This window comes from Nonomuraea sp. NPDC049400 (assembly GCF_044466425.1).
Taxonomy (GTDB): domain Bacteria; phylum Actinomycetota; class Actinomycetes; order Streptosporangiales; family Streptosporangiaceae; genus Nonomuraea.
The window spans coordinates 1-25,031 of record NZ_JBITMP010000076.1 but is presented as its reverse complement, the minus strand read 5'-3'; the positions used below and the strand labels follow the sequence as shown (position 1 = coordinate 25,031).

General features: G+C 67.7%; 25 protein-coding genes. 9 read left to right on the top strand and 16 right to left on the bottom strand.

The genetic code is table 11. The features are described 5' to 3' along the window. Positions 1-72: 72 nt before the first annotated feature. The gene (locus ACIBVN_RS55415; RefSeq protein ID WP_397150104.1) at positions 73-780 is read left to right on the top strand and encodes an HAD family hydrolase; all 708 of its coding nucleotides are present in this window, start codon (positions 73-75) and stop codon (positions 778-780) included. On the opposite strand, the gene ACIBVN_RS55410 is transcribed toward ACIBVN_RS55415, so the two are convergent. Both ACIBVN_RS55410 and ACIBVN_RS55405 read right to left on the bottom strand, forming a co-directional pair. Beyond that, on the bottom strand, positions 746-1,567 hold the full coding sequence (locus tag ACIBVN_RS55410; RefSeq protein WP_397150102.1) for an XRE family transcriptional regulator: 822 nt from the start codon (positions 1,565-1,567) through the stop codon (positions 746-748). The genes ACIBVN_RS55415 and ACIBVN_RS55410 overlap by 35 nt on opposite strands. A 379-nt stretch (positions 1,568-1,946) precedes the next feature. After that, positions 1,947-2,207 carry a hypothetical protein gene (locus ACIBVN_RS55405; RefSeq protein WP_397150100.1) on the bottom strand — a complete coding sequence of 87 codons (261 nt, stop codon included), beginning with the start codon at positions 2,205-2,207 and terminating at the stop codon, positions 1,947-1,949. 724 nt (positions 2,208-2,931) lie between these two features. Here ACIBVN_RS55405 and ACIBVN_RS55400 point away from each other — a divergent pair. The 4 genes from ACIBVN_RS55400 to ACIBVN_RS55385 all read left to right on the top strand — a co-directional run bounded on the left by ACIBVN_RS55400 (position 2,932) and on the right by ACIBVN_RS55385 (position 6,950). Further along, complete coding sequence (locus ACIBVN_RS55400; protein ID WP_397150098.1) at positions 2,932-3,318, top strand: hypothetical protein; 387 nt, start codon at positions 2,932-2,934, stop codon at positions 3,316-3,318. 383 nt (positions 3,319-3,701) lie between these two features. Next, the gene (locus ACIBVN_RS55395; RefSeq protein ID WP_397150096.1) at positions 3,702-4,889 is read left to right on the top strand and encodes a hypothetical protein; all 1,188 of its coding nucleotides are present in this window, start codon (positions 3,702-3,704) and stop codon (positions 4,887-4,889) included. Further along, entirely contained in the window at positions 4,886-5,836 is a 951-nt protein-coding gene (locus tag ACIBVN_RS55390) for an NAD(P)-binding domain-containing protein (RefSeq protein ID WP_397150094.1), read from the top strand. The genes ACIBVN_RS55395 and ACIBVN_RS55390 overlap by 4 nt, the downstream gene beginning before the upstream one ends. Continuing rightward, positions 5,820-6,950: a hypothetical protein gene (locus ACIBVN_RS55385; protein ID WP_397150093.1), complete on the top strand. Its 1,131-nt coding sequence runs from the start codon at positions 5,820-5,822 to the stop codon at positions 6,948-6,950. The genes ACIBVN_RS55390 and ACIBVN_RS55385 overlap by 17 nt, the downstream gene beginning before the upstream one ends. A gap of 253 nt (positions 6,951-7,203) precedes the next feature. On the opposite strand, the gene ACIBVN_RS55380 is transcribed toward ACIBVN_RS55385, so the two are convergent. After that, the gene (locus ACIBVN_RS55380; RefSeq protein WP_397150091.1) at positions 7,204-8,244 is read right to left on the bottom strand and encodes an RNA ligase family protein; all 1,041 of its coding nucleotides are present in this window, start codon (positions 8,242-8,244) and stop codon (positions 7,204-7,206) included. A 224-nt stretch (positions 8,245-8,468) separates the two neighbouring features. Between ACIBVN_RS55380 and ACIBVN_RS55375 the strand changes: the two genes are divergently transcribed. Further along, positions 8,469-9,473: a phosphotransferase enzyme family protein gene (locus ACIBVN_RS55375; RefSeq protein ID WP_397150089.1), complete on the top strand. Its 1,005-nt coding sequence runs from the start codon at positions 8,469-8,471 to the stop codon at positions 9,471-9,473. A 550-nt stretch (positions 9,474-10,023) separates the two neighbouring features. On the opposite strand, the gene ACIBVN_RS55370 is transcribed toward ACIBVN_RS55375, so the two are convergent. Then, entirely contained in the window at positions 10,024-10,941 is a 918-nt protein-coding gene (locus tag ACIBVN_RS55370; protein WP_397150087.1) for a DUF6292 family protein, read from the bottom strand. Positions 10,942-11,890: 949 nt separating this feature from the next. Between ACIBVN_RS55370 and ACIBVN_RS55365 the strand changes: the two genes are divergently transcribed. After that, positions 11,891-12,103, top strand: coding sequence for a hypothetical protein (locus ACIBVN_RS55365; RefSeq protein WP_397150085.1), 213 nt, complete (start codon positions 11,891-11,893; stop codon positions 12,101-12,103). 992 nt (positions 12,104-13,095) lie between these two features. Here the strand turns inward: ACIBVN_RS55365 and ACIBVN_RS55360 are convergent. The 5 genes from ACIBVN_RS55360 to ACIBVN_RS55340 form a co-directional block, all read right to left on the bottom strand. Continuing rightward, the gene (locus ACIBVN_RS55360) at positions 13,096-13,353 is read right to left on the bottom strand and encodes a hypothetical protein (protein ID WP_397150083.1); all 258 of its coding nucleotides are present in this window, start codon (positions 13,351-13,353) and stop codon (positions 13,096-13,098) included. Between the two features lie 227 nt (positions 13,354-13,580). Beyond that, positions 13,581-14,465, bottom strand: coding sequence for a hypothetical protein (locus ACIBVN_RS55355; RefSeq protein WP_397150082.1), 885 nt, complete (start codon positions 14,463-14,465; stop codon positions 13,581-13,583). Positions 14,466-14,798: 333 nt separating this feature from the next. Continuing rightward, positions 14,799-15,503 carry an SAM-dependent methyltransferase gene (locus ACIBVN_RS55350; protein WP_397150080.1) on the bottom strand — a complete coding sequence of 235 codons (705 nt, stop codon included), beginning with the start codon at positions 15,501-15,503 and terminating at the stop codon, positions 14,799-14,801. 288 nt (positions 15,504-15,791) lie between these two features. Then, positions 15,792-17,003: a helix-turn-helix domain-containing protein gene (locus tag ACIBVN_RS55345; RefSeq protein ID WP_397150078.1), complete on the bottom strand. Its 1,212-nt coding sequence runs from the start codon at positions 17,001-17,003 to the stop codon at positions 15,792-15,794. Between the two features lie 233 nt (positions 17,004-17,236). After that, positions 17,237-17,539: a hypothetical protein gene (locus tag ACIBVN_RS55340; RefSeq protein WP_397150076.1), complete on the bottom strand. Its 303-nt coding sequence runs from the start codon at positions 17,537-17,539 to the stop codon at positions 17,237-17,239. 691 nt (positions 17,540-18,230) lie between these two features. On the opposite strand from ACIBVN_RS55340, the gene ACIBVN_RS55335 reads away from it, so the two are divergent. Further along, the gene (locus tag ACIBVN_RS55335) at positions 18,231-18,800 is read left to right on the top strand and encodes a DUF1524 domain-containing protein (RefSeq protein ID WP_397150074.1); all 570 of its coding nucleotides are present in this window, start codon (positions 18,231-18,233) and stop codon (positions 18,798-18,800) included. Here ACIBVN_RS55335 and ACIBVN_RS55330 read toward each other — a convergent pair. From ACIBVN_RS55330 to ACIBVN_RS55310, 5 genes are all read right to left on the bottom strand, one after another. Next, complete coding sequence (locus ACIBVN_RS55330) at positions 18,797-18,976, bottom strand: hypothetical protein (RefSeq protein ID WP_397150072.1); 180 nt, start codon at positions 18,974-18,976, stop codon at positions 18,797-18,799. The two genes, ACIBVN_RS55335 and ACIBVN_RS55330, sit on opposite strands and share 4 nt — an antisense overlap. Positions 18,977-19,444: 468 nt before the next feature. After that, complete coding sequence (locus ACIBVN_RS55325) at positions 19,445-19,975, bottom strand: hypothetical protein (protein ID WP_397150070.1); 531 nt, start codon at positions 19,973-19,975, stop codon at positions 19,445-19,447. 550 nt (positions 19,976-20,525) lie between these two features. Continuing rightward, positions 20,526-21,560: a hypothetical protein gene (locus ACIBVN_RS55320; RefSeq protein WP_397150069.1), complete on the bottom strand. Its 1,035-nt coding sequence runs from the start codon at positions 21,558-21,560 to the stop codon at positions 20,526-20,528. A 29-nt stretch (positions 21,561-21,589) separates the two neighbouring features. Next, positions 21,590-22,165: a hypothetical protein gene (locus ACIBVN_RS55315; RefSeq protein ID WP_397150067.1), complete on the bottom strand. Its 576-nt coding sequence runs from the start codon at positions 22,163-22,165 to the stop codon at positions 21,590-21,592. 22 nt (positions 22,166-22,187) lie between these two features. Beyond that, positions 22,188-22,646 carry a DUF4158 domain-containing protein gene (locus tag ACIBVN_RS55310; RefSeq protein ID WP_397150065.1) on the bottom strand — a complete coding sequence of 153 codons (459 nt, stop codon included), beginning with the start codon at positions 22,644-22,646 and terminating at the stop codon, positions 22,188-22,190. A 277-nt stretch (positions 22,647-22,923) separates the two neighbouring features. Here ACIBVN_RS55310 and ACIBVN_RS55305 point away from each other — a divergent pair, with 277 nt between their 5' ends. After that, complete coding sequence (locus ACIBVN_RS55305; protein ID WP_397150063.1) at positions 22,924-23,532, top strand: S1 RNA-binding domain-containing protein; 609 nt, start codon at positions 22,924-22,926, stop codon at positions 23,530-23,532. A gap of 153 nt (positions 23,533-23,685) precedes the next feature. Here the strand turns inward: ACIBVN_RS55305 and ACIBVN_RS55300 are convergent, their stop codons facing one another. Further along, positions 23,686-24,276: a hypothetical protein gene (locus tag ACIBVN_RS55300; protein ID WP_397150061.1), complete on the bottom strand. Its 591-nt coding sequence runs from the start codon at positions 24,274-24,276 to the stop codon at positions 23,686-23,688. 170 nt (positions 24,277-24,446) lie between these two features. Beyond that, positions 24,447-25,031: hypothetical protein (locus tag ACIBVN_RS55295; RefSeq protein ID WP_397150059.1), on the bottom strand; the 585-nt coding region annotated here is incomplete at its 5' end.

Here is a 25,031-nt window from a genome sequence, read left to right as displayed (position 1 = left end):
AGAGGAGCGCTAGCTACGATGTGGGCTCTACTGACAGATCGGAGACGCCCCGTGGATTCGGCCGTACCTTCTGTGCTGGTGTTGTGGGATGTCGACCACACGCTCATCGAGAACGGTGGCGTGAGCAAGGAGACGTACGCCGGGGCGTTCGAACTGCTCACCGGACGGCCTGCGGAGTTCCGAGCTGAGACTGACGGTCGTACCGATCTGGAGATCATGACAAACCTCCTCTCACGACATGGGGTCGTGGCCACCGAGTCACACATGACGCGGCTGCCCGAGGTCCTCCAAGCCTCACTAGCCGCGCGCCGGGAGCGTCTGCGCGAGCTGGGCTACGGACTGCCCGGCGCGCGGGAAGCGATCACCGCGCTCAGCAGGGAGCCGGGAGTTATCCAGTCCGTGCTGACCGGCAACATCCAACCCAATGCGTTCGTCAAGGTCGAGGCGTTCGAGCTACACCAAGGGCTCGACTTCGAGGTTGGCGGGTACGGCTCCGACGACATCGTGCGCGCCAATCTGGTGGAGGTGGCTCGGAAGCGGGCCCGCGCCAAGTACGGCGTAGACCTTCACAATTCGACGACCATCCTGATCGGCGACACTGTTCGTGACGTCCAAGCAGCACTGAATGGTGGTGCTGTCGCGATCGGTGTGGCTACCGGGCCGAACACAGTGGCGGAGCTGCTGGCCCAAGGCGCCGAGGCGGCCTTCCCCGACCTGGTCGATGCGGCGGCTCTTGTGCGCGCGGTCACCGCGATTCAAGCTCGGGCGACTGCGGCGTAGGCGACGTCGCGCAATCGGACAGCCGGACCTGCCTCTGCCGGTGGAAGTTCGATTCCTGGATCGGATAAGAGGTTTCCCACACCCGTTCGAAGCTGCGGATGTAGGTATCGAAGAAGTCTCCTCCGTCGACCCTCCTCAGGTGCAGGACCGGCGCAATGTAGCCGTAGGTGCCGTAGATATGCTGGTTGATCAGCATCTCGTCGTCGTAGCGGAAGATCGAGTTGTACAAAGAGGTCCGGTGCAGCCGGAACTCGATGCCGGGCACGTCAATCAAGGGGCTGTAGTAGGCCAGCGCCATCCGTATCCTGCCGGGGATCGCGTCGTAGAGCCGCTCTTCCACTCCCCGCAGCGCCATCTCGGGCGTGTCCGGGTCGCCCATCATGATGCGCACCGAGATGCCGGCCGCGGCCTTGTCCATCAGCGTGGTGATGGACTCGGGGTTGTCCTCTGGCAAGAAGAGGCTTGCGTTGGCGAACAGCCACACGTGGCTGGAGGCGCGAGTGAGGAGATCAAGCCAGAGCTGGCGGGGAGTGGCCGAGCGGTGGGGATACAGGCGCACGATCTCCGCTTCTGAGGCGGTGGGGAGGTCGGCGGCCAATTCGGGCCAGAGGTAGGCGAGGGGTGCGTTCAGGGCTTGCGCTGCCTGGTGGGCTGTGGCCCGGCGAGGCGTTACGTCCCGAGTGATCCATCGCTGGACGCTTTTGGGGTCGATGCCGAGGTGGGCGGCCAGGGCCTCTTCGGTGAAGGGGCTGGCTAGGAGGGCGGCGCGCAGGCGTTCGTTGGCCATAGGCGTGATTCCGCGGGGGCGTTTGGGGACGTTGACTGCTTCACGCTAGGACCCGCAACGTCCCCTCGCAAGTTCTGGCGACGTCCCGCCGTTCAGCGTTTGATCGCTACCACACGATTTCATCAGCCAGAGCAGGCTGGAGGCTTGCAATGGAAGACGGGCACGCGGCGGATGCCATCGTCCTGGAGGGCTTTCCCGACTGGCCAGCTACCTTCGACGGCGTCACGTGGACGGCACGCCACCCCGACCAGCGAGTGGCAGAGGCCGCTACTCTCCCCGAGCTTCTTGCGAAGGTCCGTTTGGAGGCCGCGCGATGAGACGCGGTGCCGAATTGCGATCCCTACTCGTTCATGGCTGCCTCTGGACACTGGTAGGTCGCTCAGCGCATGGCACCATCCGGCCAGAAGATGCGGACCGGGAGTCCTCGATGGCGGGCAGCGGCTACGACATCAGCGGTGCCTCCGAAGCCCCGGGCGGGCAATCCGTCCCAGACGGCCCACCGCTCCTCCGCAAGTTCGAGCATGCGCTCGGATGCGGCCTGGTGAGCCTCGCTGGTGGACTCGATGAAGCCCATCTCGTGGACGAGGTCGGCCGCGCTGAACAGCGCGTCGTAGGCGGGCCAGTGCTCGGGGGAGCCCATCCCGGCATTTCTGGGCGGGCACCACGACTTCCAAGCGCCCGCCCGCGTCGACGACAGCTCCGGCGAACAGGCTGTCGGCACCGTCCGCGATGCACGACAGGCCGGTCCTCTCCTGGTGGGCGAGGGCGTCGCGGAGCTCGCGGTCGACGAGCTGTTCGACAGCGGGCGGCAGACCGCAGTGTCCAGTGATGGCGATACGCAACGTCATGGCCCAGCGGTGTCAGCGCCCGGCCAGTGGTACGCAGGCGAACGGTTCCCACTCTGGCAGGCTCCCTATCCGAGCGCCCGTGGAACCGTCCTGTGGACCCTCGCTCGGGCGCCCGCCACGGCGGCCACACGATTGTTGGCCCATTACCTCGGTCTGGTGAAGCAGCCTCTGCCGGAGCCGCTCGCCGAGCTGGTCCTGCTCACCGTGGCTGACCGAGGCGAGGAGCCCGGAGGTGACGGGCGATGACCGCGACCAGGTGGCTGGTGCCCGGCCTGCGACCGGCCGATAAGGCAGCCGAGCAGCTGCAGGCTCAGCTCCACGCAGCGCACCGGATCGCTTCCGAGGTCCGTCACGGCGACGGCGTCGCGCTGACTGGCGCAGCCGGGCCGCACCGAGCAGGCTCCCCCGCTGAGGCACGAGGCGACAAACGACCAGCCCACCGGACCAGGCAGCCTCGGCAATCCCATCACAACGCCGAGGACCCCAGCTCCTGATCACGGGACGGGAGGAGACCACGTGACACCACGCCATGCGCTACCGGAAGAACACCAGCAGGCCCTGAGCGCGGCCTCGCAGCTGGTGGACCTGCTCGCCCTGCGCCACAACATCCCCGCTAACGCGCAGACCTTGCCCTGCGGCGTCGTCGTGCGCGTTTTCACTGGGCTTGTCGTCCACGTCGATCAGGTCATCTGGTGGACCGTCCCCGACATGACGGGTGCCCGGCGACAGCCCTTGGTCACCTACGCCCACAGCGTCGAAGGGGCGGCCACTCGGCTTGCCGAGGCCTACACCGCGATCCGGACCATCTCCATCGCGGAGCTCCTGGCCAAGGGACTCATCACGCCCTTGTCCACCACGCTTGTCACCGAGACGGACACGCGCCGTGCCGCCGCGCCGCGTTGACCTCGACGCGCACGCCCAGGCCGCCACGCTGATGAGCACTTCCCCCGGATGGCTCATCATGTGGCGGCCGTGGGGACGCAACCTACACCGCGTGGTACTGCGCAGACCCGCGCGAATGCCACACCATCGACGCCCCCACACTCGATGAGCTGCGCGACCTCATGACCACGCGAACGCTGGCGGGCCTCGCACCACCCCCGTCCCAGTCGGCCGCCCTCCACCGGACGGCCGACCGAGGCCCGCCAGGCACCACCCCCGTGGCCACGAGATGACCCGGACTCCGCCCTCGTGGAGAGGGGGCGAGGCGGGGAGGACGGAAACTCTCTCGTGGCCACGGGCACCACAGCTCGACTCCGTCACGGAGGATCCCACCGGAGGCTGAAGTGATCAAAGAAGGCACGACGACCGGCCCGGCGGCCGGCTCCATCCCGGCCGCCGACCTGATCAGCTGCGCGGCCGGGCAAGTCGAAGACGCCGCCGCCACGTTATGGCCGGGCGAAAGCTTCCTCGTGCATTGCCAGGTGCCCACCATCACCGGCTACGTGGAGCGCATCCAGGTAGGCGAGCGCCACCTGTACGCCAAGGTGTCGATCCTGGGCGTGTCGCTCGTGTCTCTCCTGCGCGGCCTCTACGGGCCGCTCGAGGACGTGGCGCGCGAGCAACGCCTCTACGCGGCCCGCCCTGACAACCTGCCGCGGCGCGAGGCCGGCCAGCTCGGGTTCCTCGCCGAGCTCGGCCGGCCGCGGGTCTGCGAGCTGGCCGGGGTCCATGGGGCGGTGTTGTTCACTGCTGCGGCCAGCGGGCCGTCCATGGCCGATGTGCTGGCCGCCGCGCCGGAAAGTACCGCCGACCTTCTCGGCGAGGTCATGCAGGAGCTGGATGGCCTGCGCCGGGTGGACCGGCGAGGCCTGCCCGGCGTGATCGAGCAGAGAGGGATCGCTGCGACCTTCGCCCGCAAGTTCGGCGGCCCGGACGGCGACGCCTATATCCGGTCCATTGGCGAGCACCGCTGCCCGCCCGAGCAGCGCCGCGCCGTCGTGGCGCTGCTGCGCGCCTCGATCGGCGTCCTGCTGCGGCGCCGTCCGCCCGTTTCGCCGGCGGTGCTCGTCTACGGCGACCTCAAGCCGGAGCACGTCCTGTACCCGGACTCTGGCCAGCTCCTGCTGCTGGACCCGGGCCTGCGCTGCACATGGCACGGTGAGGACCTCGCCCGGCTGGTCAGCCGCACGCTCCTGCAGGCCGTGACGGAGATGGACCTGGCCGCGCTCGGCAAGGTCTACAGCGGCGTGGCCGCGCTTGTCGACCAGCACGCCCAGCCCATGCCCCAGGCGCAGCGCTGGATACGGAATCTGACCGCCCTGTGGCTCATGGACACGATCAACATCGTTTCCAGCTACCTGACGGCGCCGCCCGACCTTGCGCTCCCCCGCCAGGGCGCAGCGGTCGCGCGGCAGCCCCTGCTGGTCGCCACCGTCGTGCACAAGGCCGCGACCGCGCTGGACCTGCACCGCACGGCCAGCGTGTGGGAGTCGGCGCTGGCCCGCACCCTGCAGGCGGTGATGGCGGCGTGAACGGCCTGCCTGTGGGAGTGCTCGGCTCTGTGGGAGTGCTCGGCGCCGGCGCGGTCGGCCAAGCCGTCGCGGGCGCGCTCGTCGCCTCCGGCCTCGCCGCCGACGTCCTCATCGCCTCCCGCACGCTCGAGCAGGCCCGCGCGCTCGCAGCCGACCTGGACGACATGCGGGCCACGCTCGGTTCCCCGGCCCGGCCGCGGGCGTGCCTGCCGCGCGACCTCACCGCCTGCCACGCCCTCGTGATCGCCGTACGCGCCCGCTTCACCAACACCAACCAGGCAGACGTGCGGATGGGCGGCGCCGCCGCGAACGCGCCGCTCCTGCGCGACATCGCCCGCGACCTCGTGCGCGACCATCCGGGTGTCGTCCTGGTCGTCACCAACCCGGTGGACCTCATGACGCGGATCGTCGGCGAGCACGCCGGCCACGACCGCGTCTACGGGGTCGGCTCCAACCTGGACTCGGCCCGCTACCGGCTCCTGCTCGCGCACCACTGGCGTGTCCCCGCCGCCGACATCCGCGGGCACGTCATCGGCGAGCACGGCGACCACGCCGTCATCTGCGCCTCCACCACCACGGTGGCCGGCCACCCGCCGCCCGCGCCCATCCCGCTCACATCGATCCGCGCCGCCCTCAACCAGCGGCCGGGCCGGATCAGCTCCGGCATCGGCCGCACCCGCACCGGCCCGGCCGGCGCCGTCCTCGCCGCCCTGCGGCACGCGCTGGGAGACACTGACGGCACGGTCGAACTGTGCCGGCCGTGGCGCGACGGGGTGTGGCTCGGCCAGCCCATCCGATTCCAAGCCGGCCGCGCGGAACCATGCTTACCCGACCTCTCCCAGCAGGAGACGACTCAACTGCACGCCGCGGCGGCCAAACTCGCCGCCGCCTTCACCATCTTGACCACCGCAGACACGAAGGAGCCCGCCCATGACGCTGCAGGCTGACGCCACAGCCGTCCACGTCCGGATCGCTAACGCCGCGATCTGCATCACCGGCCCAGCCGCCACCACCGACTGGGCCCGCCGCTACTACGCGCCGTCGTGGGACGTCGCCACCCTTCCCGCCGACCAGGCGTACGACATACCCGGCGTCGCCGCCCGCATCGACGACGACGAGTACGACGCCCTCGCCGACCGCATCACCCGCGCACCGCACCGGGACGTCACCTACGCCCGCAAGCACATGCTGCTGGCAGACCTCGATGGGGCGATCACCGCGGTGTGCCCCGCAGAGCGGCTCGCCTACCGCTCGCACCCCGAGATCGGGATGCTCCACATCACCGGATGCGACTCCGAGACTCTGGCCACCGCCGTTGCCCGCCTGGCCCGCGAGATGGTCCGCGGCCAGCTCATACGGGACGGCTGGTCGCTCCTGCACGCCTCCGCGATCTCCCGCAAGGACCGCGTGATGCTGGCGTTCGGAGGCAAGGGCTCCGGCAAGACCACCACCGCGCTCACGCTCACCCGGGCCGGCGCGTGGGAACTGCTCGCCAACGACCGGGTGTTCGTCCGCGCCGAGGACGACGGCCGGGTGCGCGTCCTGCCGTGGCCCTCGGCCGCCGCCGTCGGGCTGGGTCTGCTGGACGCGCTCGGCTGGTACGACATCGTGCGGGAGCGGCTCCTCGCCGGTGAAGCCCTGCACCCGACACAGGATGCGCGGGTCACGGACGCCCTCTTGCAGGGACGCCGGAATCCGTTGTGGGATGGCGGCAGAGAACTCAAAGCACAGATCTGGCCGGTGCAGTTCACCGACTGGTTCGGCGTCGGCATGGCACAGGAAGGAGACGCGGCCGCCCTGCTGTTCCCGCAGGTCGACGCGGCGGCCGACCAGCCGCGCCTGACCCAGTCCGCGCGCATCCTGTCCGACGACGACTTCATGGCCAAGGCCGAGGACCGCTACCCCGACATCTTCCAGCTCGTACAAGCCCCGATCGGCGGCCATGACTCCTCCCGCGCCCGAGCCGCCACGCACCTACAGGCACTTCCGCACCACGGGCTGACGCTCACGCACGGTGTCGAGGCGAACGCTGAACTCCTCGACGCTCTCCTGAAGCTCTGACCTCGTCCGAGGCGGCCCTTTCGCCGAGTCAGAGTCGATGAGAATGTGATCTATGCACCACGCGCTACCGCTTTCGGGGTGCATAGATTCAGACTCCTTGGGCCGCCACGGGATGGGGACAAGTCGCCACGAACCTTTGGGACTTGTGGAGAGGTCGGTGCGGTGCCGATCGGGGCTCGTCTCTGTTCTCGGCTGGAAGCGTATGCGTCGGGTGGTCTGCTCTTCCGGCTTCAGGGGTGACCCACGCGGCACCTCATGCTCCGACGTCGCGCTCCTCGATCTGCAAAGGATCAAGGTCGATGCGAGGTCGCAGGTACTTCACGCGGTGTCGGTGCCGGTGACCTTCCTTGGCCGTATCGACGAGGACTTCCACCACGAGGTCGGGCTCCACCTGGGTGTAGGTGATGGGGTCTGTCTGGCCGTAGGGGCTGCCAGCCCAGCCGGGAGGCAGCGTCGCCGGCCACGGGTGCGCGCCGGCCGCAGGGCTGAGCAGAGGGGCGATCTCGGCGGCTGCCCTCGCGGTGAGCTGGGTGGTCCGGCCCACCACGCGTAGCCGTCCGGCGTTGTCGTACCGGCCGAGCAGCAGGCCGCTCGGCCGCTTCGCACGGCCGACGTAACCCCCGACCACGGCCTCCGCGCTGGCTCTTCGCTTGAGTTTCGCCCACCCCCTCACCCCGCTCTCATACCGGGATCCGGTCGGCTTGATGACTAGGCCCTCGACCCCCGCCACGTGCATCGACTCGTACCAGGTTCGCGCTTCGCTTTCGACGAGCGTCTGCATGCCCAGAGCGAGAACGCCGGCCGCCGGGATGAGCGCGAACAGTTCCTCCAGCAGAGCGCGGCGCTCGCGCAGCGGCAGTCCCGTCACGTCCTGCCCGTGCAGGCGCAGCAGGTCGAACACGGCGTAGTGGCACGGCTCAGAACTGGCGAGGGCCGCGGCTCGGCGGCGCCCGGCTACGTTCCGGCGGTGCAGCGCGCCGAAGTCGAGCCTGCCCGCGGAGTTCCATCGGACGATCTCGCCGTCCAGGATGGTCCGCGCGGGAATGTGCTGGTAGACGGCCCACACGATCTCAGGGAAGATCTCGTTGAAGCGGGCACCGCGCCTTGACTGCACATGCACCCCGCGGCCGCTGTCGATGACCGCGAGCGCGCGGAACCCGTCCAGCTTGGGTTCGTAGGCCCACTGGCCGGGCTTGCCTGGGGGGAAGCTGTCCACTCTCTTGGCGAGTTCCGGATCGATTGGGCCACGGAGGCGCGTGCGGGCGTGTTTGTGCTGGTGGAGAGGCGTGGCCATGCGCTGCTTCTATCGGCCGTCCAATCAGGATAAAACCCTTATTTAGTGCAGAAATATCCAAAAGCTCTTTAGGTGGTGTTGTGCTTGTGTTGACGCTCTCGGCGATCAAGCCTCGTGCGGAGACGTTCCCATAGCGGTGGAGACGAGGACGAATGGACGCCCCAACAGGCGTATTGTCTGCGCTCATCCCCCGGTGGTGCTTGGGTGGCACGGGAGCACCGCCAATGGTTCAGCTCGCTCGCCTCTCGGGCCGGAACCCGGGCAGCCGCTGGTACGGTGCCGTCAGCCAACGCGGTATCTGGGGCGAAACCACGCAGCAAACGGCCCGCCCGCAAACCTCGGGCATCTCCTTTGCCTCGCAGGTCGCGCGGACCGGTTCTCCCGAACAGAACCATACGGCGCGATCCAATGTGATGGACTGCCAGACCATGAAGGCCACGCCTCAACTCAGCATGCTGTGGGAGTCAGTTGACCCCAAAGAAGCTCTCAGCCAGCGTTTTGGCTTCGCCGACGCTGTTTCCGCGGCCGGCTGGGTGGGTGACACCCTCTGGGACACCTGGGCCATCACGGTTGATGACTGCGAGCGCCTGGTCATCAGTGCCGGAAACCTGCTGGCGTGGATCACGGCCGATGACATACGCCTCATCGCGAAATGGTCCGTCGACTCAAAGCTGTTCCAGCGCCTGGCCGATACGGCAACCCTTACCATGTGGCTTCACCGCTGCGGCATCCCTGTTGCTGCTCCGATTCCGGCAAGAGACGGGCGCCTTCGAGTAGAGCTGGATGACGTTTCGCTCGGCGTCTTTCCCGTCATCGACGGCGATCTTCTCGATGTAGGAGATCCGGCGCAGGTCATCGAGGCGGGCCGGATGCTGGCGACGCTCCACGAAGCGATGGCTGCCTACCCCCACCACATCGGCGGCGGCCCGTCGGCCCGGCATGAGCAGCTCGTCCACAATGACTTCCGGTCCGCCAACCTCCTTCATGACGGGACGAGCATCACGGCAGTCCTCGACTTCGAGGAGGTGACCTATCGCTCAAGGGTGTCGGACCTGGCCAAAGCGACAGCGCTGCTCGGAACTCGCTTCCACGACTGGGAGCCGACGAGCCAGCTCGTCCGGGAAGCGTTCGTCGGGGCATACTGCGATCAGGCTCCGCTGACCAATGCCGAACAGAGCCAACTGCAGAGCGGCATCGAAGCCGTCATGAAGCATTTCGGCTGGGCATAGACGGCGCGCCGGGGACATCGGAGCCACTCGTCGTGCTCGAACCAAGATGACAGGACCGCGCCTCCCGGTCAGTCCGGGTGGTGCAGTCGGAGGCATCTTGACCTGCGGCCGCTCACGAGCTCGACCATGCGCCGCTTGTCGGCGCGATAGAGCCTGAGGCGATCTTCGAGCAGGAGGCGCAGGTGCGGTCGCGAACGGCTCGACGGTGTGCGGGCCATCCACCGGCCCACTGCTGGAGGCGAGGACCTGCAGCAGGCCTGCTCTGAAGAGGGTGTGGATGTCGCCGGTCCGCCACCGCTCGCGGGTGACGAACACAGCCTGGCCGGGCTCGGTTTGACCCAGGCCCGCCGCTTGGGCTTTTTCAGGGCGAGGAGGGGAACCGTGGTTAGTGGCCCGGCCGGCTGACCCGTGCCCTGACGTGCTTTCCGCAGGTGGCGCATCATCGGAGCATGAGTTCGAGCAACGGATGGCCCCCACCATGCGTGACCACTGCACTTGTGCCCTGCGGGAGGGCCATGATCCGCGCGGTCCGGACCCTTGCGGCGGCCGGCTACGCGTGGTGGGCCGCACCAGCCGACTGAGCGCCAGATACGCCAGCTCTTAGAGGTTGGTCGGGTGGGTAGCGTAGGCGGCCAGCGATTCTTCGAGTTCGACGGAGTAGTCCAACTCGTCTTCGGGGGGGGTTGGGGTTGGTCTTGTAGCCGTCGGGGGGCGTCCAAAGGCAGGATTCGGTGGCGGGCTTGTCCGCGCTGGTGGCGCCGTTCAGGACGGCGGCGGCGACGTCGTCGGGCAGGGCGAGGAAGTCGCAGTCGAGTTCTTTGGCGAAGTCTCCGAGCGCTTCCCCAGCGTCGCTGTAGGGCACCCAGTACCAGCCACGGTCCTCCCGCCATGCGATGTACAGTTCCTCGTAGCCGCCGGGTGCGAACTCCAGCTGAAGGGTGAGTTCGCGGGGCTCGTTGGGGTCGGCCCAATAGTCGGACACCGATATACCGGCACGGTCCAGGGCGTCGGCGACGGCAGCGGCATACAACTCCTGGATGGAGTGGTAGGTCTTGCCGACCGCCTTGTAGATCGCCTCGAGGTCGTCTTCGCGTTGGCCGCGCTCGCTGCGCCACAGCGGCAGGATCATCGCCTCGTTGGGGGCGTCGGCCGGCCAGGGCCCGGGGTAGGTCCAGCCCTCGAGGTCGAAGCTTTCGAGGAGCTGCGCAGCGAAGGTGGGCGTGGTCGGCAGCACCCAACTGGGGGAGAACCTGGCCCCCCAGGTTCCGCCGATCGGCCTGTACTCGGCCTTCCAGTAGGTGATGCCGGCGGATCCCCGGTCCTGGTCCGGGACGAGCCGCGCCCAGGCCAGCGGCGGGTCGGGCCGCAGGGCGGCAGCCTGGTCGAGCGACCTGACAGCCTCGGTGTGCTTCATCCCAGGGCGGGCGTCTTGAAGGTCGCGGACGAGGCGCTTACGCACATCCACCATGACGGTCTCCGTGTTCTCTGGCAGGTTCCCACGTCACCGGCCAGCACTCGGAAACGGACGCGTCTGGCGGGTCGGCTGATCTCTCGTCACGGGAGGCGATGGCCTCTTGTCCTCGGATGCCGCCTGCTACGTGGGCGCTGGCGGCGTCGGAGTTGGGCCTGGCGTGACCGGCCTCGCTGCTCATGATGTCACGCCCCCGCTCAGCTCGGCAAAGCTCCAAGAAATGGACCAGCGACAAGCCCCGGGACGTAAGCGCGGCGATCTTCTACGCTCCCTCTCCCAACCAGAGAGAGGGAAACCCCGATGTCGTCCCCCTCTGACGAGTCCACCACTAGGCATTGGCTCGTCACCCTGTGGCCGGCAGGCTGTCTGATGCGCCGCCTCTACCAGTACGCCGGGTTCGCAGGCGTCCGGGTGGCACACCGGCATGATGGCGCTCTGCTGTTCCGGGCAGCACGTGCTGACCGAGACAGGGCCGCAGCGCGCGGTCCGCGACTGCGACCGGGTGACACGCCGGCTCGTGTCCCGGAAGCGAGGACATGACAGGCGCGACCGGCCCGCCGACCTGCTCCGGTTCTTGGACGCCGCGGCGTCGACCGGCGCGGGCGGGGGACCGTGACCGTGGCTATCGACTGGATCGCGGAAATGCGTGCCCAGCTCGACGCCGCGGAGCAGCTGGCCAACGTAGCGCTCGCCATGCGCAGCATCGCGGGGATGACTCCCCACTACCTGGCCCGGCGGCGATGCTGCGACTCGTGGCCGGGCAATGGCTGGTACTGCAGGAGCTGGAAGCCACGACCCGAAGCGACCAGATCGAGTTCGCCGAGCAGCTGGAAGCGCCGGAGGACCTGCCCAACGCGAAGCTGCTACCCGGCCTGCAGCGTGGGCGCAACTCCTCGCCGACGCCCTATACGACCCGCACAAGCGCGTACAGGAGTGGCTGGAGCAGGTGGCCGGCCACTGGCAGAAGGGGTGGTCGTCGCCGATGCGGCATCCGCTGGTGGCGTCCCTGTTCGTGTCGTTGGATGTGGCCGATCCCGACATGTTTAAGGCCGGGGTGTTGCACGGGCCGCTGCACGCCACCGTGGTGTTCACCACCAGGTTGCACGACGACACCACGGTGAAGGCGGGGCGGCAGGTGCCGCGCTCGACACGGCGTTGAGCCGATCTACCTCAGCGCGCTCGGTGCGAGGGGAAAGCCTGCTCGAGATCGTCCTAGGAGCCGGCAGCCGGCGCGGCCGGTCGGTGTACTGACTATTGCTGGAGAAACTGCCGAGGCCTTCTTGAGCGGCCGTGAGACGGGTTCTCGGGGGTGGGCCCCGTCTCACGGCCGCCGAGTCCGCCCTGGGGCGGCTGGCACCCAGGGCGGGGAAGCTGCGGCGAGCCCGGGGGCGTAGCCCGCAGCAGCAGGGCCTGGTCAGGCAGAGACGTATTGCCTGTGCGCCGCGCAGGTTGCGCCAACACACCGGGGCGGGGATTCGGCGCCAATCAGCCGTCGCAGGCTAGGCAGCAGAGGCGCGACCGGCCAGCGGGACGCGGCGGCCACGAGCATGAGCTCGGCACCTATCCGTCCCCACCATTGCCATTCGCTGGCGTTCTTGAGGTGCATACGGCGGCGGGCCTGGCATCCCTTACACATCTGCTGTGGATCCCGCGAGGTGAGCCGGGACAAGGCCGCCGCCGTTGGCATCACACTCACTGCGGTGCCGGTCCCCCACAGCAGGAGAAGGGCCTGAACCCAGGTCATCACAACGTGGCCTTTCCTGGTGCTCGGGTGTGCTGGTCATATCGGGAGTGCTGAGCTGGTCGTCCGCCGCTCGCCTGGGCCGTGTTCTCGGGAGTCCCCGGCTCCAGAGCTTCCGCGGGCACGGTTTTCTTGGAAGCTGCTGACCTGCCGGAATGCGCCGCAGCGGGAATCTCCGGTCAGATGTGACTACGGCCTCGTGCTGGTGGCCTGCGGCGAGCTCCTGCCAGACGCCGAGCGCGTGGATGTAGTTGCCTCTGCCGGTCTCCTCGTCGTAGCGCCCTGGACCGCGCCGCAACACGAAGTAGGACGCACGCTCATGGCACAGCCGGAACTCCTCACAGCAGGAGGCTTCCACCACCCGCCAATAGGTCTCCGCGGTGTGGGGCTTCCACTCATACATCTGTGCCTCAGGCATGCGGGACGGGCCGGCGGTGGATGGGCGGCGCCTGCCAGGCCAGCGCCGTTGCGAGCGCGATCGCGTCGGGCCGGGTGATGACGGGGACGCCGGCGCGCTGGATCCCTTTCCTTACGGGGGTGCGCAGTCGAGCGGTCCACTTCAGGCGCTCGTGCTCGTCGTAGCCGAAATGGATGCGGTACGTCGGGTAGGTGGTGCACAGCCCGTGGAGCTGCTGGAGTCGCAGGTGTGCGATGGTCTCGATGGTCATGGAACCGGTCCTTGAGCATCGCTGTTCAGATGTGGGAGAGGGGCGCAGGCCAGGTGTGGGCGGCGACGGTGAAGGCCTGGCCTGCGCCGGTGGTGCGGTACGGCGGGGACGACAACACCGGGCCGTCCGCACCTTGGCGCGGCGTGGTGCAGCAACCCCCCGAAGGGGCTGCACCGTGCGGTTCGCCGCGCCACGATCATCGCCAGAGGGTTTTCTCGGGCGTCTGGTCAGAGCCGGGAGGCCAGCCATTCCCGGCCCGCGTTGGCGAGGTGGATCTCGCTGGGACGGCGGTGTTTGGGCCCGTTCGCGGCGCGTTCCAGGTGGGCCAACGTCCACAAGGCTGCCAGGCCGGCCAACTGAGCGGCAGGCGCTTCCGTCCACCCTGGGAGGGAGGACAGCATCGCGTCGGCGTGCTCGCAGGAGTGCCTGGCCTCGACGAGGTGGGGGGCGAAGAAGGCCAGATCCACGTAAGCGGCGCCCTGGCACGCCTGCGACCAGTCCACCACGTGGACGGCGTCGTCCTTGATGCGCAGGTGCCACGGGCTGAGATCGCCGTGCAGTAGCGCCTGCCCGTCCAGCGCCTCGGCATCGAAGCTTTCGAGCGCGGTCATGTATAGGTCGCGGCCCCGCAGTTCCGTCGGCGGCAGGTCAAGCATGGCGTCTGCCCTCGTCCGCAGCTCAGTGACGAGGTCCGCCACGGGCCGGGCACCATCCGGGCACGGCAGCTTGCCCAGCCGCTGCATGGCCTCCAGGACGAGTTCGGCGTCCGTCGAGTCCGGCGCCAGGTAGGCGTGCTCGGCGTGGTCGTTGATGAGCTCCCACGCCAGCACCAGCCAGCGCTCGATGATGGCGTTCCACACCATCCTGGGTACGGGAGCGTCTGGCGGGAGGTTCAGGCCTGCCCACCGCTCCCGCTCGTAGAGTTGGCGCGTGTTGTCGGTCAGCGGGATCGCCTTGAGGAACATGTCCTGTTTCTCGCCGTACACGCGCAGAGTGGCCCCCGGTCGCGGGCTGGCGATGCTCTGCACTTTGCGTATCGGGCCGGTGTGGCCCTGAATGACGGCGTCACGGATGGAGCTGGGAATGCGCTCCCATTCCACGTGGTCGTTCACTGCCCCTCCTGGGTGCGGTGGAGATTGGATTGTGGTCTCGCACCCGCAGGACAGAACAAGGCTCGTCGCTGGGGTGCGGCACGGTTGGCCGCCAGGTGCCGGTGCACGCGTCGCGGGTGCGGGCCGGCACGTCTCGACCGTCCGCAGGGCGCGAAGGACTGACGGCGTGGGCCCGAAGGAATGTGCCCGTTCCGAAGCTCGGGCCCACGCTGCAGCGGGCAGGCAGCGAGGAACTGTCTTGGGGAGATAGCTCGCCCACTGGCTGCGCCATGAACGTGGCCTGCCGGCAGCTACTGCGCTTTAGCCGCCGGGCTGTAACGGCCACGCTCACGATCACTCGTCCAGCAGCGCCGCGAACTCCTCGGGGGACCGCAGCGTGAAGTCCGGACTGACCAGTTCCCGGTAGCGCTCCGCGCCAGCCAACGCGTCCGGCAAGACCTCGCCCGCCCTGTTGTGCCCGGTCGCGTGCGTGACGACCGCGCAGCTTCCCTCAGGTAGGCCGTCCCGAAAGGCGGCCATGATCTCGCGAGGCTTGTCCCTGTCGGGCACGAAGTGCAGCACCGCGCCCAGGAGGACGATGGGCTCCGACCAGTCGAGGCGCTTGCGAGCCGCGTCCAGGATGATGCCAGGATCGCGAAGATCAGCCTCTACGAGGTGCTTGTGGTCGAGGACCGTCCAGCCGTGCATGAAGACCTGCGGGTCGTTGTCCACCGCGATCCAGCGTGCGCCCGGTTGGCGCTGCTGGGCGATGTGATGCAGAAGCGGGTTTTCGGGTATACCGGCGCCGATGTCCAGCCACTGGCGGAAGCCGTCTTTGGCCAGCTTGTCCACCGCCCGCTCCAGGCACGACCGGTTCTGCCGCATCACGTCCGGAAGCTCGGGAACGACTTCGGTCACTTGAGCGGCGGCGTCCCGGTCAGGAAACAAGGCGTCCTTGCCGGCACCGTGAACGAAGTCGTAGAACCGGGGGATGGACGGCCGGAGGAGATGATCGAGCTTTCGCGCGGCGTCACCATGAGGCTCTGGTGCGACTGTCATCGTAGGGCCCTCGGGTCAAGGAAGCGGTGCGACTGCACGTCCCGCCGATTTACGCGCAGTCGCCAGAGCGGCGTATGCGCCAACGACACATCGACAGCCCGCCCCAAGAGGCTTGGACAGTACACCGAGATGCGGCTTGCAACATCAACCGATCCCCAGAAGACCGATGAGTCAGTGGGCACGGTTAAACGGTCTCACCGGTGCGCGCGGACCAGGGGTAGAGTTCCTACCCCCTTGTTGAGGGGTAGGGTTCCTACCCCTCAACACAGGTAGAGTTCCTACCCCTGCTCAGCTCGCTACGGGCAGCTGAAGCTTGCCGGCCAGCTCGCGAGCGTCATCACGGACCGTCGTGCCACCGTGGGCGCCGAGGTCCGCAAGGACGGCACGGGTGAAGAGGTTGTAGCCGATCGTCTCAGGCGCGATCTCGTATGCCTTGTTGAGAAGGTGCACGGTCGCCAACGGCTCGTTCTTCAGGTGATAAGCGCGAGCGACCTCGATGGTGTGAAAGGACCGGCGCGTAGCCGAAGGCAGAGCGATGGTGATCCGGTCAGCCTGACGGACCGCCTCGTGAGCGACTGTCAGGTCGGCATACATGGTGACCGCGTACGCGTCCACCATGTCCTTGCCGAAGAGCAGCCACGGATGATGCCCGTCGAGAGTCTGCGCGGCATCGTGCGCCAGCCCCCAATGCCGCTCAGCGTCGCCGCGGCGGCCAGTCTTCGCATGCGACAGCGCGATGGCCAGGTGCATGAGCCCCCACAGGGGGCGATCCGCGTCGTTCTCGGGCCGCAGCAGCCTGGTGGCCTGGTGCGCGAGTTCGATACGAGCTTCCGCGTTGATCGCGGCGTCGCGATAGACGTGATTCACGTACCAGGCGGCTGCGGCGATGGCATGCGGGTCGTCAGCATCCTGGGCCACATGCATGGCACGATCGCCTGTCAGCATGACCAGGTCGTGCATGGGCTGGAAACTGAAATAGAGCTGGGCGAGGTGGTACACCTGGGCCAGGGACGCCAGGGCGTTACGCCGGTCGCGCCCCTCCAGCAGCTTGGCAGATGTGCGGGCGTCATCGAGAAGGCGGGGCAGAACGGCGGCGATGGCTGTGCGGTGCTGAGGGGAGCCATGCCACACCATCCACGCCTGGCGAACGTTCGCCGCCAGGGCGTCGGCCGACAACGGCTCACGATCTGGGGAGACGATGGGAAAAACGGCAAGAGCGTGGCCGATGCGGTCGGCGTGCTCGTGGCGGCGCTTGCCATAGGTGGCGCTGGTGAGCCTCTGCTCGCCAGTCAGGTCCGCAAGGTCCTCGACTCCGAGCACTTCGGCGATGCGGAGAAGTAGGTGCATACGCGGCATGAGTATCCCGCCGTTCTCGAGCCCCTTAACCCATTCTCCTGAGCGTCCGCATAGCTGACCGAGAACGGGACGGGTCATGCCGGCGCGGTCCCGGTAGAACCGGAGGCGTTCTCCAAAGCTCATGGGCGTGTTACCGTCAGCCATAGCCCTGCTCCTCTGCCCTGATGAACTCGACAACTCTCAGGCTAGGCGTGCAGGGCTCACCCATGTCTAGGGTTAGGCCCGAATCCCCGATAGCACAGCCGCTGTCGGCGCCGGCAGGCGCACCCGAGCACTGCACAGCAGACGAGATCGCTGAGAACGCCTCCTGGATCGTCGTGCCCACAAGAGGTGGCCCCCGCTGCGAAGGAAGGCCCAGACCCCCGTCACCGGAACAATCAGGAACCCGCGTCAGTGGTCACCGTCTCCGGGTCCGGGGTTCTGATCGACACCTTGACGCTCCACCCGGTGAAGCGGCTGTCGATCGTGATCGTCTTGCCGTCGAAGCCGCTCTTGTCGAACACCCCCGTTGCCGCGTACGAGCTCCTCACCCTGCTCACGAGCCCGGCCGAGGTGAGGCTGAGGGTGTAGGTGACTTTCGTGTCGTCGTGCATGCGCAGCGGGATAGACGCGTCGAACCAGCGCGACACCTTCTCCAATTCCTTGAACGTGATCTTTCCTGTAATGGTGCTGCCGCCCAACTTGCCCCTCTTGACCAGCGCGGCTAACGTTCCCGGCTCTGCAGGGTTGATGACCTTGCCCGTAGAAACCGCCGGCGCCCCCGGGCATGTCGCCGGTCTTGAGCCAGCTCTTGCCATCGGGAAGGCGGTCTTTCCAGATACCGCCCGAGGTGTAGCTGACCTTGCCGATGCTGATGGTCCGCCTGATAGCTACACCCGCTTTGCGAGTCGACCGGTAGGCCGAGTGCCCGGCACCTGGTGGTCGTCCTTGGGCCTGTGCACCCCACCGACGGGACGGGTCTTCGCGCCCGCGTCTGCTCGGCCCAAGCCGCCTGCTCGAGCTCTAGCCGCTCGGCGCGCTCGCGCAGCCCCGCCAGCACCTGCCTGCGTGCGCCCACCCACAGGGTCATCTTGTCCCCGGCCTCCCCAACGCGCATCCCCGTGGTGAACCAGCACGTCGGCGTGTCAATCGCCCGGGAGGCGCCGGAGGAGAAGCGGTCACGGCGTTGCCGGCAGCCGATAGATAACCGCTCCACGGCCATGGCGTACGCGGTTCTCACCCCCTGCGGGGCGTGCCCGCATCAAGGCCTTGCTGGCCCGCTAGAACGAAGGCACGGGGCTGTCACCGCGCAGGTAGAGATCGCTCAGACCACTGCCGCTACATTCAGTATCCAATCGGTGCTGTGTGTAGTTATCTGTGAGAGGGACCGGCATGCTCCACCCCCCATGGCGCAGCTCCCTGATCAGCGCCACTCTCGTCGGCGCGACCCTCATGGTCAGCATGACCCTGATGGCTGTCACCCCCATTCCCGCCGCCGCGACGGCCGCGCGCCCGACCCAGCACGAGCCCCCGGCGGCGGCGCAGCGCGCGGAGGGGCCGCTGCTGGCCGATGCGGTCACCGCCCTGCCGGTGGCCATCGAGCGGCGCGAGGGCTACCAGCGCACCTCGTTCCGCCACTGGGTCGACGCCGACCACGACGGCTGCAACACCCGTGCCGAGGTCCTCATCGACGAAGCCATTACCCCGCCCCAGGTCGGGGCCGGCTGCCAGCTGTCGGGCGGGTCCTGGCTCTCCTACTACGATGACCAGACCGTCGACGACGCCGCCCGGCTCGACGTGGACCACCTGGTCCCGCTGGCCGAAGCGTGGGATTCCGGCGCCTACGACTGGACCGCCGCCCAGCGCGAGGCCTACGCCAACGACCTGGACGAGCCCTGGCACCTCGTCGCGGTTACCGCCCGCAGCAACAGGTCCAAAGCCGATCAGGATGTGGCGACCTAGCAGCCGCCGTACGAGCCGGCCCGCTGCCGGTATGCCGCCGAGTGGACCGCGATCAAGACCCGCTGGCAGCTGTCCATCGACCCCGCCGAGCAGCAGGCCCTGAACGCGCTGGCGGCCGCCTGCCCCACCCAGCACCTGCCCACGACAGACGACCAGCGCTGAACCGCCGCGCTCATGGGCCAGCCGCTCGGGCCGGCAGGGGGCCGGCCGTTCTGCCTGAGGGGCTGATCTCGCCAACATCGCCCCGCTCCTGCCCCAAACGCCCCGCACCTCCTGTACGTGGCCAGGAGGTGCGGGGCGGGCCGGTGTTCCTCACCGACCGGCGCGCCCGCGTCGTGCTGCCGCCCGGCGACCTCGACGGCTCCGGCCGCGCCCGGCTGTCTTACTGCCGCGCTTCGCTGCGGCAGCGCTGCGTGATTCACAAATGCCGCAACGTGCTCTCCAAGGTCAGCGCGAGCGATCATGCGCAGATCAAGGCCGCCTACTGGGACATCTTCGACACCAGCGCCCACTCGCCCGGAAGCACTGCCGATTCTCCCTCTCACCGCCGAGGACGCCTGAGCAACCCGCCCTCGATTACGCAGAGCTACCTTGCGTCCGGTCGGGCCGATCCGAGGGGGATATTCCACAAGGACGCAGCTGATTCAGGCCACGGCACTGCGCTGCTCGATCACATGAGCAGGCTCAAGGACGGTACGCACTCTGAGGAGTTTCACGGGGTGCCGATGTCTGCCCTTCTCCACGGCCGTGTCCACCAGGACTTCCACCACCACCTCGGGCTGGACCGGCGTGTAGGTGATCGGTTCATGCTGCCCGTACGGACTGCCGGCCCAGCCCGGCGGCAGCGGCACCGGCCACGGATGCGCACCGGAAACGGGGACGAACAGCGGCGCGAGCTCCGCCGCCGCTTGCGTGGTGAGCCGGGTAGTGCGCCCGACGACACGCAGCCGTCCCGTGCGGTCATACCGTCCGAGGATCAGCCCGCTCGGCCGTCGCGGCGAGCCCACATAACCCCCGACGACGCACTCGGCGCTGGCGCGGTATTTGTACTTCTGCCAGCCCCGGACGCCCATCTCGTAGTGCGAGCGGACCGGTTTGATCACCAGCCCTTCCACGCTGGCCACGTGCATCGTCTCGTACCAGACTCGCGCTTCGGCCTCATCGCGGGTGTGCATGCTCAACGCCAGAACACCAACGTTCCGCCCGCGCAACCTCAGCACATCGAACCCGACGTAGTGACAGGACTCCGAACGGGCCAGCACTGCCGCCGCGGTGCCCGGCCGCTTGCCGACGCTGCAATGCGGCGAAGTCCAGCCGGCTGCCGGACCAGCGGACGATCTCACCGTCGAGGATGGTGCCTGCGGGCATTCGCGCACCACGCCGGGACCGCAGGTGTACGCCACGGTCGCTGTCGGTCGTGGCCAGGCAACGGAAGCCGTCCATTTTCGGCTCGTACGCATAGTCTCCGGGCCGCCCGTGCGGAAACCCGGTCGTGCTCCTGGCCAGCATCGGGGCGATCGCCATGGGCACGCGAGCCCGAGTGTTCGCCATGACGGCTCAGCTCGGGCAGCGCTCGTCCAGTCCCTGCAGGCGGGCCTGGACATGTTTCGGCTGGTAACGGGGCAGGACCATGCGCTGGTTCTATCGGCCAGCCAATACCGGATAAAACTCTCATTTAGTACATGCGAGGTCAAATATTGCTAGGGCGGTACGCAAAGACCGTTCTTAGGGCGCGGCGGCCAGCCAGGTGGCCCAGGCGCGTTCGTCGGCGTATGCCTCGGGAGTGATGTCGAGCGCTTCCAGCGCTCCGGGGTAGACGCGGTTGTAGGTGGCGGCCCAGGCGATGGCCTGCTTGGGGGTAGCCAGGAGCCAGATGGCGGCCGCGTCGTCGAGGTGGAGAGTGCTCAATGAGGGCCAGCGGGAGTCTTCGTCGATGTGACCGGCGACCAGGTCCCGGGCCAGGAGGCAGCGCCAGCAGGTGAGAAGCTGGCGGGCGGCGTCATCGCCATGGATGCCCGTCTGGTGAGGATGGACCTGGAGCGGGAGCGCGGGCTGGTCGACGGTGGCCCAGATGCCGGGAAGGGAGGCCAAGCGAGCGGTCGTCAGCCGGTGGGCGCCGTTCTCGCCCAGCGTGTAGAGCGGCCCGGTGGGGCCAGGAATGCGCTGAACACAGATCGGCTCTTCAGCCAGGCTCCAGACTCCCAAGGCTTCCTCGACGGAGATGTCCAGCAAGGCGGTGAGCAGGGCGGAGACGGCGTCGGGCCGGTGGCCGCCGAAGTTGTTCCAGCGCCGGTAGCCCACGTTGGCGACAGCGGCCGGGTCGATCCACCCGCAGGTAGCTGTGGCACCTAGCCCTATCAGTTCGGAGGAGTTCGGGCCGATCTCGTGGTGATGACGATAGGTGGGCTCCAGCAGCTGGTCGAGGTCGGGTGCCGGCGGCTCGGAGGCATTGAGTTCGGCGGTGCGTCGCTCCAGGAAGTCGGCCACGGTCGTCCGGTCAGGCCAGCCCCGTTGCACCTGGCGCATGTAGGAGGCGAAGCGAGCCCGATGCTCGTCGAGATGGTCGTGCCAGAGCTTGTGGGTCTCATGGTGGATGCCGCGGTGGTGGTCGGGGTCGTTGCCGCGATGCTCGGGCAGCCAGCCGCCGTAGGGCAGCACTTCGACGGGAAACGGTGGAGTGCCGCACTCCCAGATGATGTCGACAGGACGGCGGGCCGGAACACTCCAGGCGCGCAGCAGGCCGGCAACGGCGTCGGGCACCGCAGCCCAGCCCCCGTAGCGAGGACCGATCAGCGCAGGCCCGTCCTCAAGTCGGGCTTGGAAGTGGCCGTTGCGGTCGTAACGGGTGATCTGCCACCGTGCTGGCGGCATGTCGAGGATCTGCAGTTGGCGGACGCGATCATCGCGTTGGCGGGCACGCGTGACCAACTGGATGTTGAGGCGCGATCCTGCCAGCGCTGGAGGTCACGCAGCGAAAACGGCCCAGGCGGATCGTTCTCGCCCTGGGGCAGCATGTCGATGGCGCGACGGAGGTGGACCAGGGTGGCGTAGAAGGCGCCCGCCTGGTCGCGCTCGCTGGTCAGATTGAGGCTGCGGCCGTTGAGGGTGGCCAGGATCTTCTGCACGCTGACTTGCAGGCGCGCCGCGAGCAGGAGCATTTCCTGTTCCCACTCGGGGGCCCGACGCCGGGCCTCGTCGTCCGGGTCGTCCTCATCATCGCCGAAGCCCGGTGGTGTGGCGAAGCCGCGCGTCTTGCCGGAGTCCCGATGCGGGCGCAGGGCGTGTTCGGTCTCGATCAACAGCAGCAGGTTGTTGGCGACGTCGGCGGTCGTGAAGCGCTCCGTGATCCACGTCAGGAGAAGCATGGCCAGGACCAGGGCCGCGCGGTCAAGGTGCGGCGGCCGGGGGCGACCGTCGCGACGGCGGCACTTGTGGCCGGCAGGGGCCAAGCAGGACGGGCAGCCGAGAGAGGCAAGCACACCGATCACACTGTCGCTTGGGAAGGCGTCCGGCAACCCTTTGTCGGCGTACGGGTTCAAGTGCAGAGCCACGTACAAGTTGGCCATAACCGGCCAGGCAGGCCGGGTCGAGGTCAAGCTGCTCGGCAACGAAAGCGACCGCGCCGGGAGGCGCCACGAGCGGGTCCTCGGTCAGGAACACCTCGAGCATCCGTACCGTCCCCCACTGCACCGCCCATCCCAGCATCGTCGGGCGGCGCTTGGTCGCCAGAGCCTCCAGGGCCGCGCGGTCCAGGCGGAAGAACTGCTCCAGTTCCGCCGGCGAGGGTTCGTCGGGGAAGCGTCCGTCGCGGGCGACCTGCTCGTGGGAGAGGAATTCGAAGGGCATGGACCTGGAACGTAGGCCCGTCAACCAGGACAAACGAGAGCAGTCACTGACCGGAACGAAGATCACGTTCCTAGCGCCAATTTCTGCACTCAAACTCCAGTCTCGAAGGCCGCTGAGTCTGTGAACGATAGATGGCCTCTGGGAGCGATAGTTGGCCCCAAGCGAGCCGGTGATCGAAGCGTCTGCGACCCCCAGTTGTGGATGGCGGTTCCCAGTTGTGCTTGGCGGCTGGGTGGGGGCGTGCAGATCTCCTGGCGTTCGTGGGAGCCTTGGAGCCATGGGGACGGCGGAAGACGATCAATCCCTCGCAGCATTCGTAAGGACTGAGCACCCCCAGCTATGGGCGTATCTTGAGGTGCTGCGTCCGGGACAGCGGCTGTCCGGCACCGTTGCGGCCATCGAACGCTTCGGTGTCTTTGTCGATCTGGACGACGCCCCCGACCATCCTGTCTTTCCCGGCGTCGGCTTCATCGCCATACCCGAGCTGTCCTGGCGCCACGGAGAGGACCCATCCCAGGTCGTCTCCGTGGGAGAGCACATCAACTGCGAATTCCTCGGCTTCGACACCCACAACGTCGAAGCCCGCCTGTCGCTGCGCGCCACCCGGCCCGACCCGTTCCAGCAGTTCGCACGCCATGCTCACGTGGGGCAGATCCTGCGCGGCCCGGTCACCAAGGTGGTGCCCTTCGGTGTCTTCGTCCGCGTGATCGACGGCGTCGAAGGCTTGGTCCGTCTCAGCGAACTCGCCGGTCCGACTGTCGAGGCGTCAGGCGACGGGGTTCAGATCGGCGACAAGGTCACCGTGATCATCACCGAGATCGACCTGCTGCGGCGTCGGCTCGCCCTTTCTCGCCGCCAAGAAAACCTGGGGCCTCCCGCCAAGTAGACCTGGGAATCCGTGCGACCCCGCAGGCTGATCTCTCTCCCAGCCGCCATCTATGGCCAGTAGTCGCAGCGTCGTTGCGACCCCCAGCTATAGACGGCGGTTCCCAGTTGTACTTGGCGGATGTGCGGGCGGGGGCAGGCGAAATCTCGGTATTCATGTCCGGAAGTTGAGGGTTGGCCGAGCCCAAAGGGTGAGGTCGCTGCTGGTGGCGACTGCGAGGGTGAGGCCCGAGGGCGAGAATCCGGCGGCGCGGAATGTGGAGTAGTTGGAGTGGAAGATGTGCCACCAGCGTTCTCCCGGTGGGTCCTTGTATATGTCGCCGTCTGCAGAAAGCAGGACGCGGTGGTTGGGCCATTCGGGGCTGACGACGTCGAGGGCCCAGCCGTCCGTGGTGGTGCTGTGGAGGCCGCCACCGAAGAGGCTGCCGGCGATGTGCACCCGACTGCCTGCGATCGGCCCGAGGCCAGGGCAGGTAAGGTCCGGGGAGGCGTCGGGTGTGCCGGTGTCGAGGTCGCGGTCCCGGGCGATCTTCTCGCCGCTGACCGCGTCGAAGAGTCCGTGGCCCCCAGAAGAAACGACCATGACCAGATCGCGTCTGGTCTCTGGATGGACGGCGAAGCCTATACCCATGAGGCCACCGATGGGCGTTCTGTTGTCCCACACCGGTTTCCAGGGCACCGGGGCCTGGCAGACGGGAGCCGCCAGAACATGCTCGCGCAACCGCTGCTGATAGTCCGAGAGCAACACATCTCCCTATGAGGTCATGATCCGTGATCAGGTACGAATCCGCCAATTAAACCTGAGGATCCCCGCCAACTGAAAGTTGGGGACTCCGGAGAATCGCGAGCTCAATCTCCCCTCAACCGCCATCTGTAGCTGGGGGTTGCACGTCGTCGCTGGGGGGACAGTGACTGTCAGGTGGCGCTGCCGTTAGGGACCACGGCGCCCTCGTCAACCCGGACAGCAAGTTCGTTGGCGTAGGCGTCAAGTACCTGTCTAAGCACAAGATATTTAGGAGATGCTGATTCGGGGCTGGTTAGGTGGAAAGGCCACCCTCGCGGGGCGGGTCTTCCGCGCCACGCTCCTCTTTGAATTTGAGCGGCTTGCTGATCGCGAATGGGGCGAGGGGCAAAAGCGAACTCACCACAGGTGACCTGCGTCCAGACGATGATGGACGCAAATTGCCGTTCACGGTCACCGAGATCGACACGGAACTTGCAGTTAGTTTCGAGGAGGATGTGCGTCCAGTCGTCTGGGCTGAGACACCAGTCTGCGAGAGCGGTGCGCCGACGCTGGTAATTCACGAGCTGACGGGATCTGCCGAGTTGGTCAGCTATCGCGCGGACGGCGGCGTCGAAATCGTCGGGGTCTTGGCGGTTGCGGGCCCACTTGATCAAGCTTCCGCAATGAGAGGATTCCATCCTGTTTTCCCAGGTAGAAGGGGATGGCCTGGCGCAGTTGGGCGTGATCTCTGCTGGTGAATGGCAGGGATCATGGTT

Coding starts and splice junctions, on each gene's coding strand:
- ACIBVN_RS55410 (WP_397150102.1), bottom strand. CDS start 1,567: ATGGCCAACGAACGCCTGCGCGCCGCCCTCCTAGCCAGCCCCTTCACC.
- ACIBVN_RS55360 (WP_397150083.1), bottom strand. CDS start 13,353: ATGACCATCGAGACCATCGCACACCTGCGACTCCAGCAGCTCCACGGG.
- ACIBVN_RS55335 (WP_397150074.1), top strand. CDS start 18,231: ATGCTCCACCCCCCATGGCGCAGCTCCCTGATCAGCGCCACTCTCGTC.
- ACIBVN_RS55375 (WP_397150089.1), top strand. CDS start 8,469: ATGGTTCAGCTCGCTCGCCTCTCGGGCCGGAACCCGGGCAGCCGCTGG.
- ACIBVN_RS55350 (WP_397150080.1), bottom strand. CDS start 15,503: ATGACAGTCGCACCAGAGCCTCATGGTGACGCCGCGCGAAAGCTCGAT.
- ACIBVN_RS55305 (WP_397150063.1), top strand. CDS start 22,924: ATGGGGACGGCGGAAGACGATCAATCCCTCGCAGCATTCGTAAGGACT.
- ACIBVN_RS55315 (WP_397150067.1), bottom strand. CDS start 22,165: ATGCTTCTCCTGACGTGGATCACGGAGCGCTTCACGACCGCCGACGTC.
- ACIBVN_RS55325 (WP_397150070.1), bottom strand. CDS start 19,975: ATGCACACCCGCGATGAGGCCGAAGCGCGAGTCTGGTACGAGACGATG.
- ACIBVN_RS55330 (WP_397150072.1), bottom strand. CDS start 18,976: ATGAGCGCGGCGGTTCAGCGCTGGTCGTCTGTCGTGGGCAGGTGCTGG.
- ACIBVN_RS55380 (WP_397150091.1), bottom strand. CDS start 8,244: ATGGCCACGCCTCTCCACCAGCACAAACACGCCCGCACGCGCCTCCGT.
- ACIBVN_RS55370 (WP_397150087.1), bottom strand. CDS start 10,941: ATGGTGGATGTGCGTAAGCGCCTCGTCCGCGACCTTCAAGACGCCCGC.
- ACIBVN_RS55385 (WP_397150093.1), top strand. CDS start 5,820: ATGACGCTGCAGGCTGACGCCACAGCCGTCCACGTCCGGATCGCTAAC.
- ACIBVN_RS55345 (WP_397150078.1), bottom strand. CDS start 17,003: ATGGCTGACGGTAACACGCCCATGAGCTTTGGAGAACGCCTCCGGTTC.
- ACIBVN_RS55405 (WP_397150100.1), bottom strand. CDS start 2,207: ATGGGCTCCCCCGAGCACTGGCCCGCCTACGACGCGCTGTTCAGCGCG.
- ACIBVN_RS55310 (WP_397150065.1), bottom strand. CDS start 22,646: ATGCCCTTCGAATTCCTCTCCCACGAGCAGGTCGCCCGCGACGGACGC.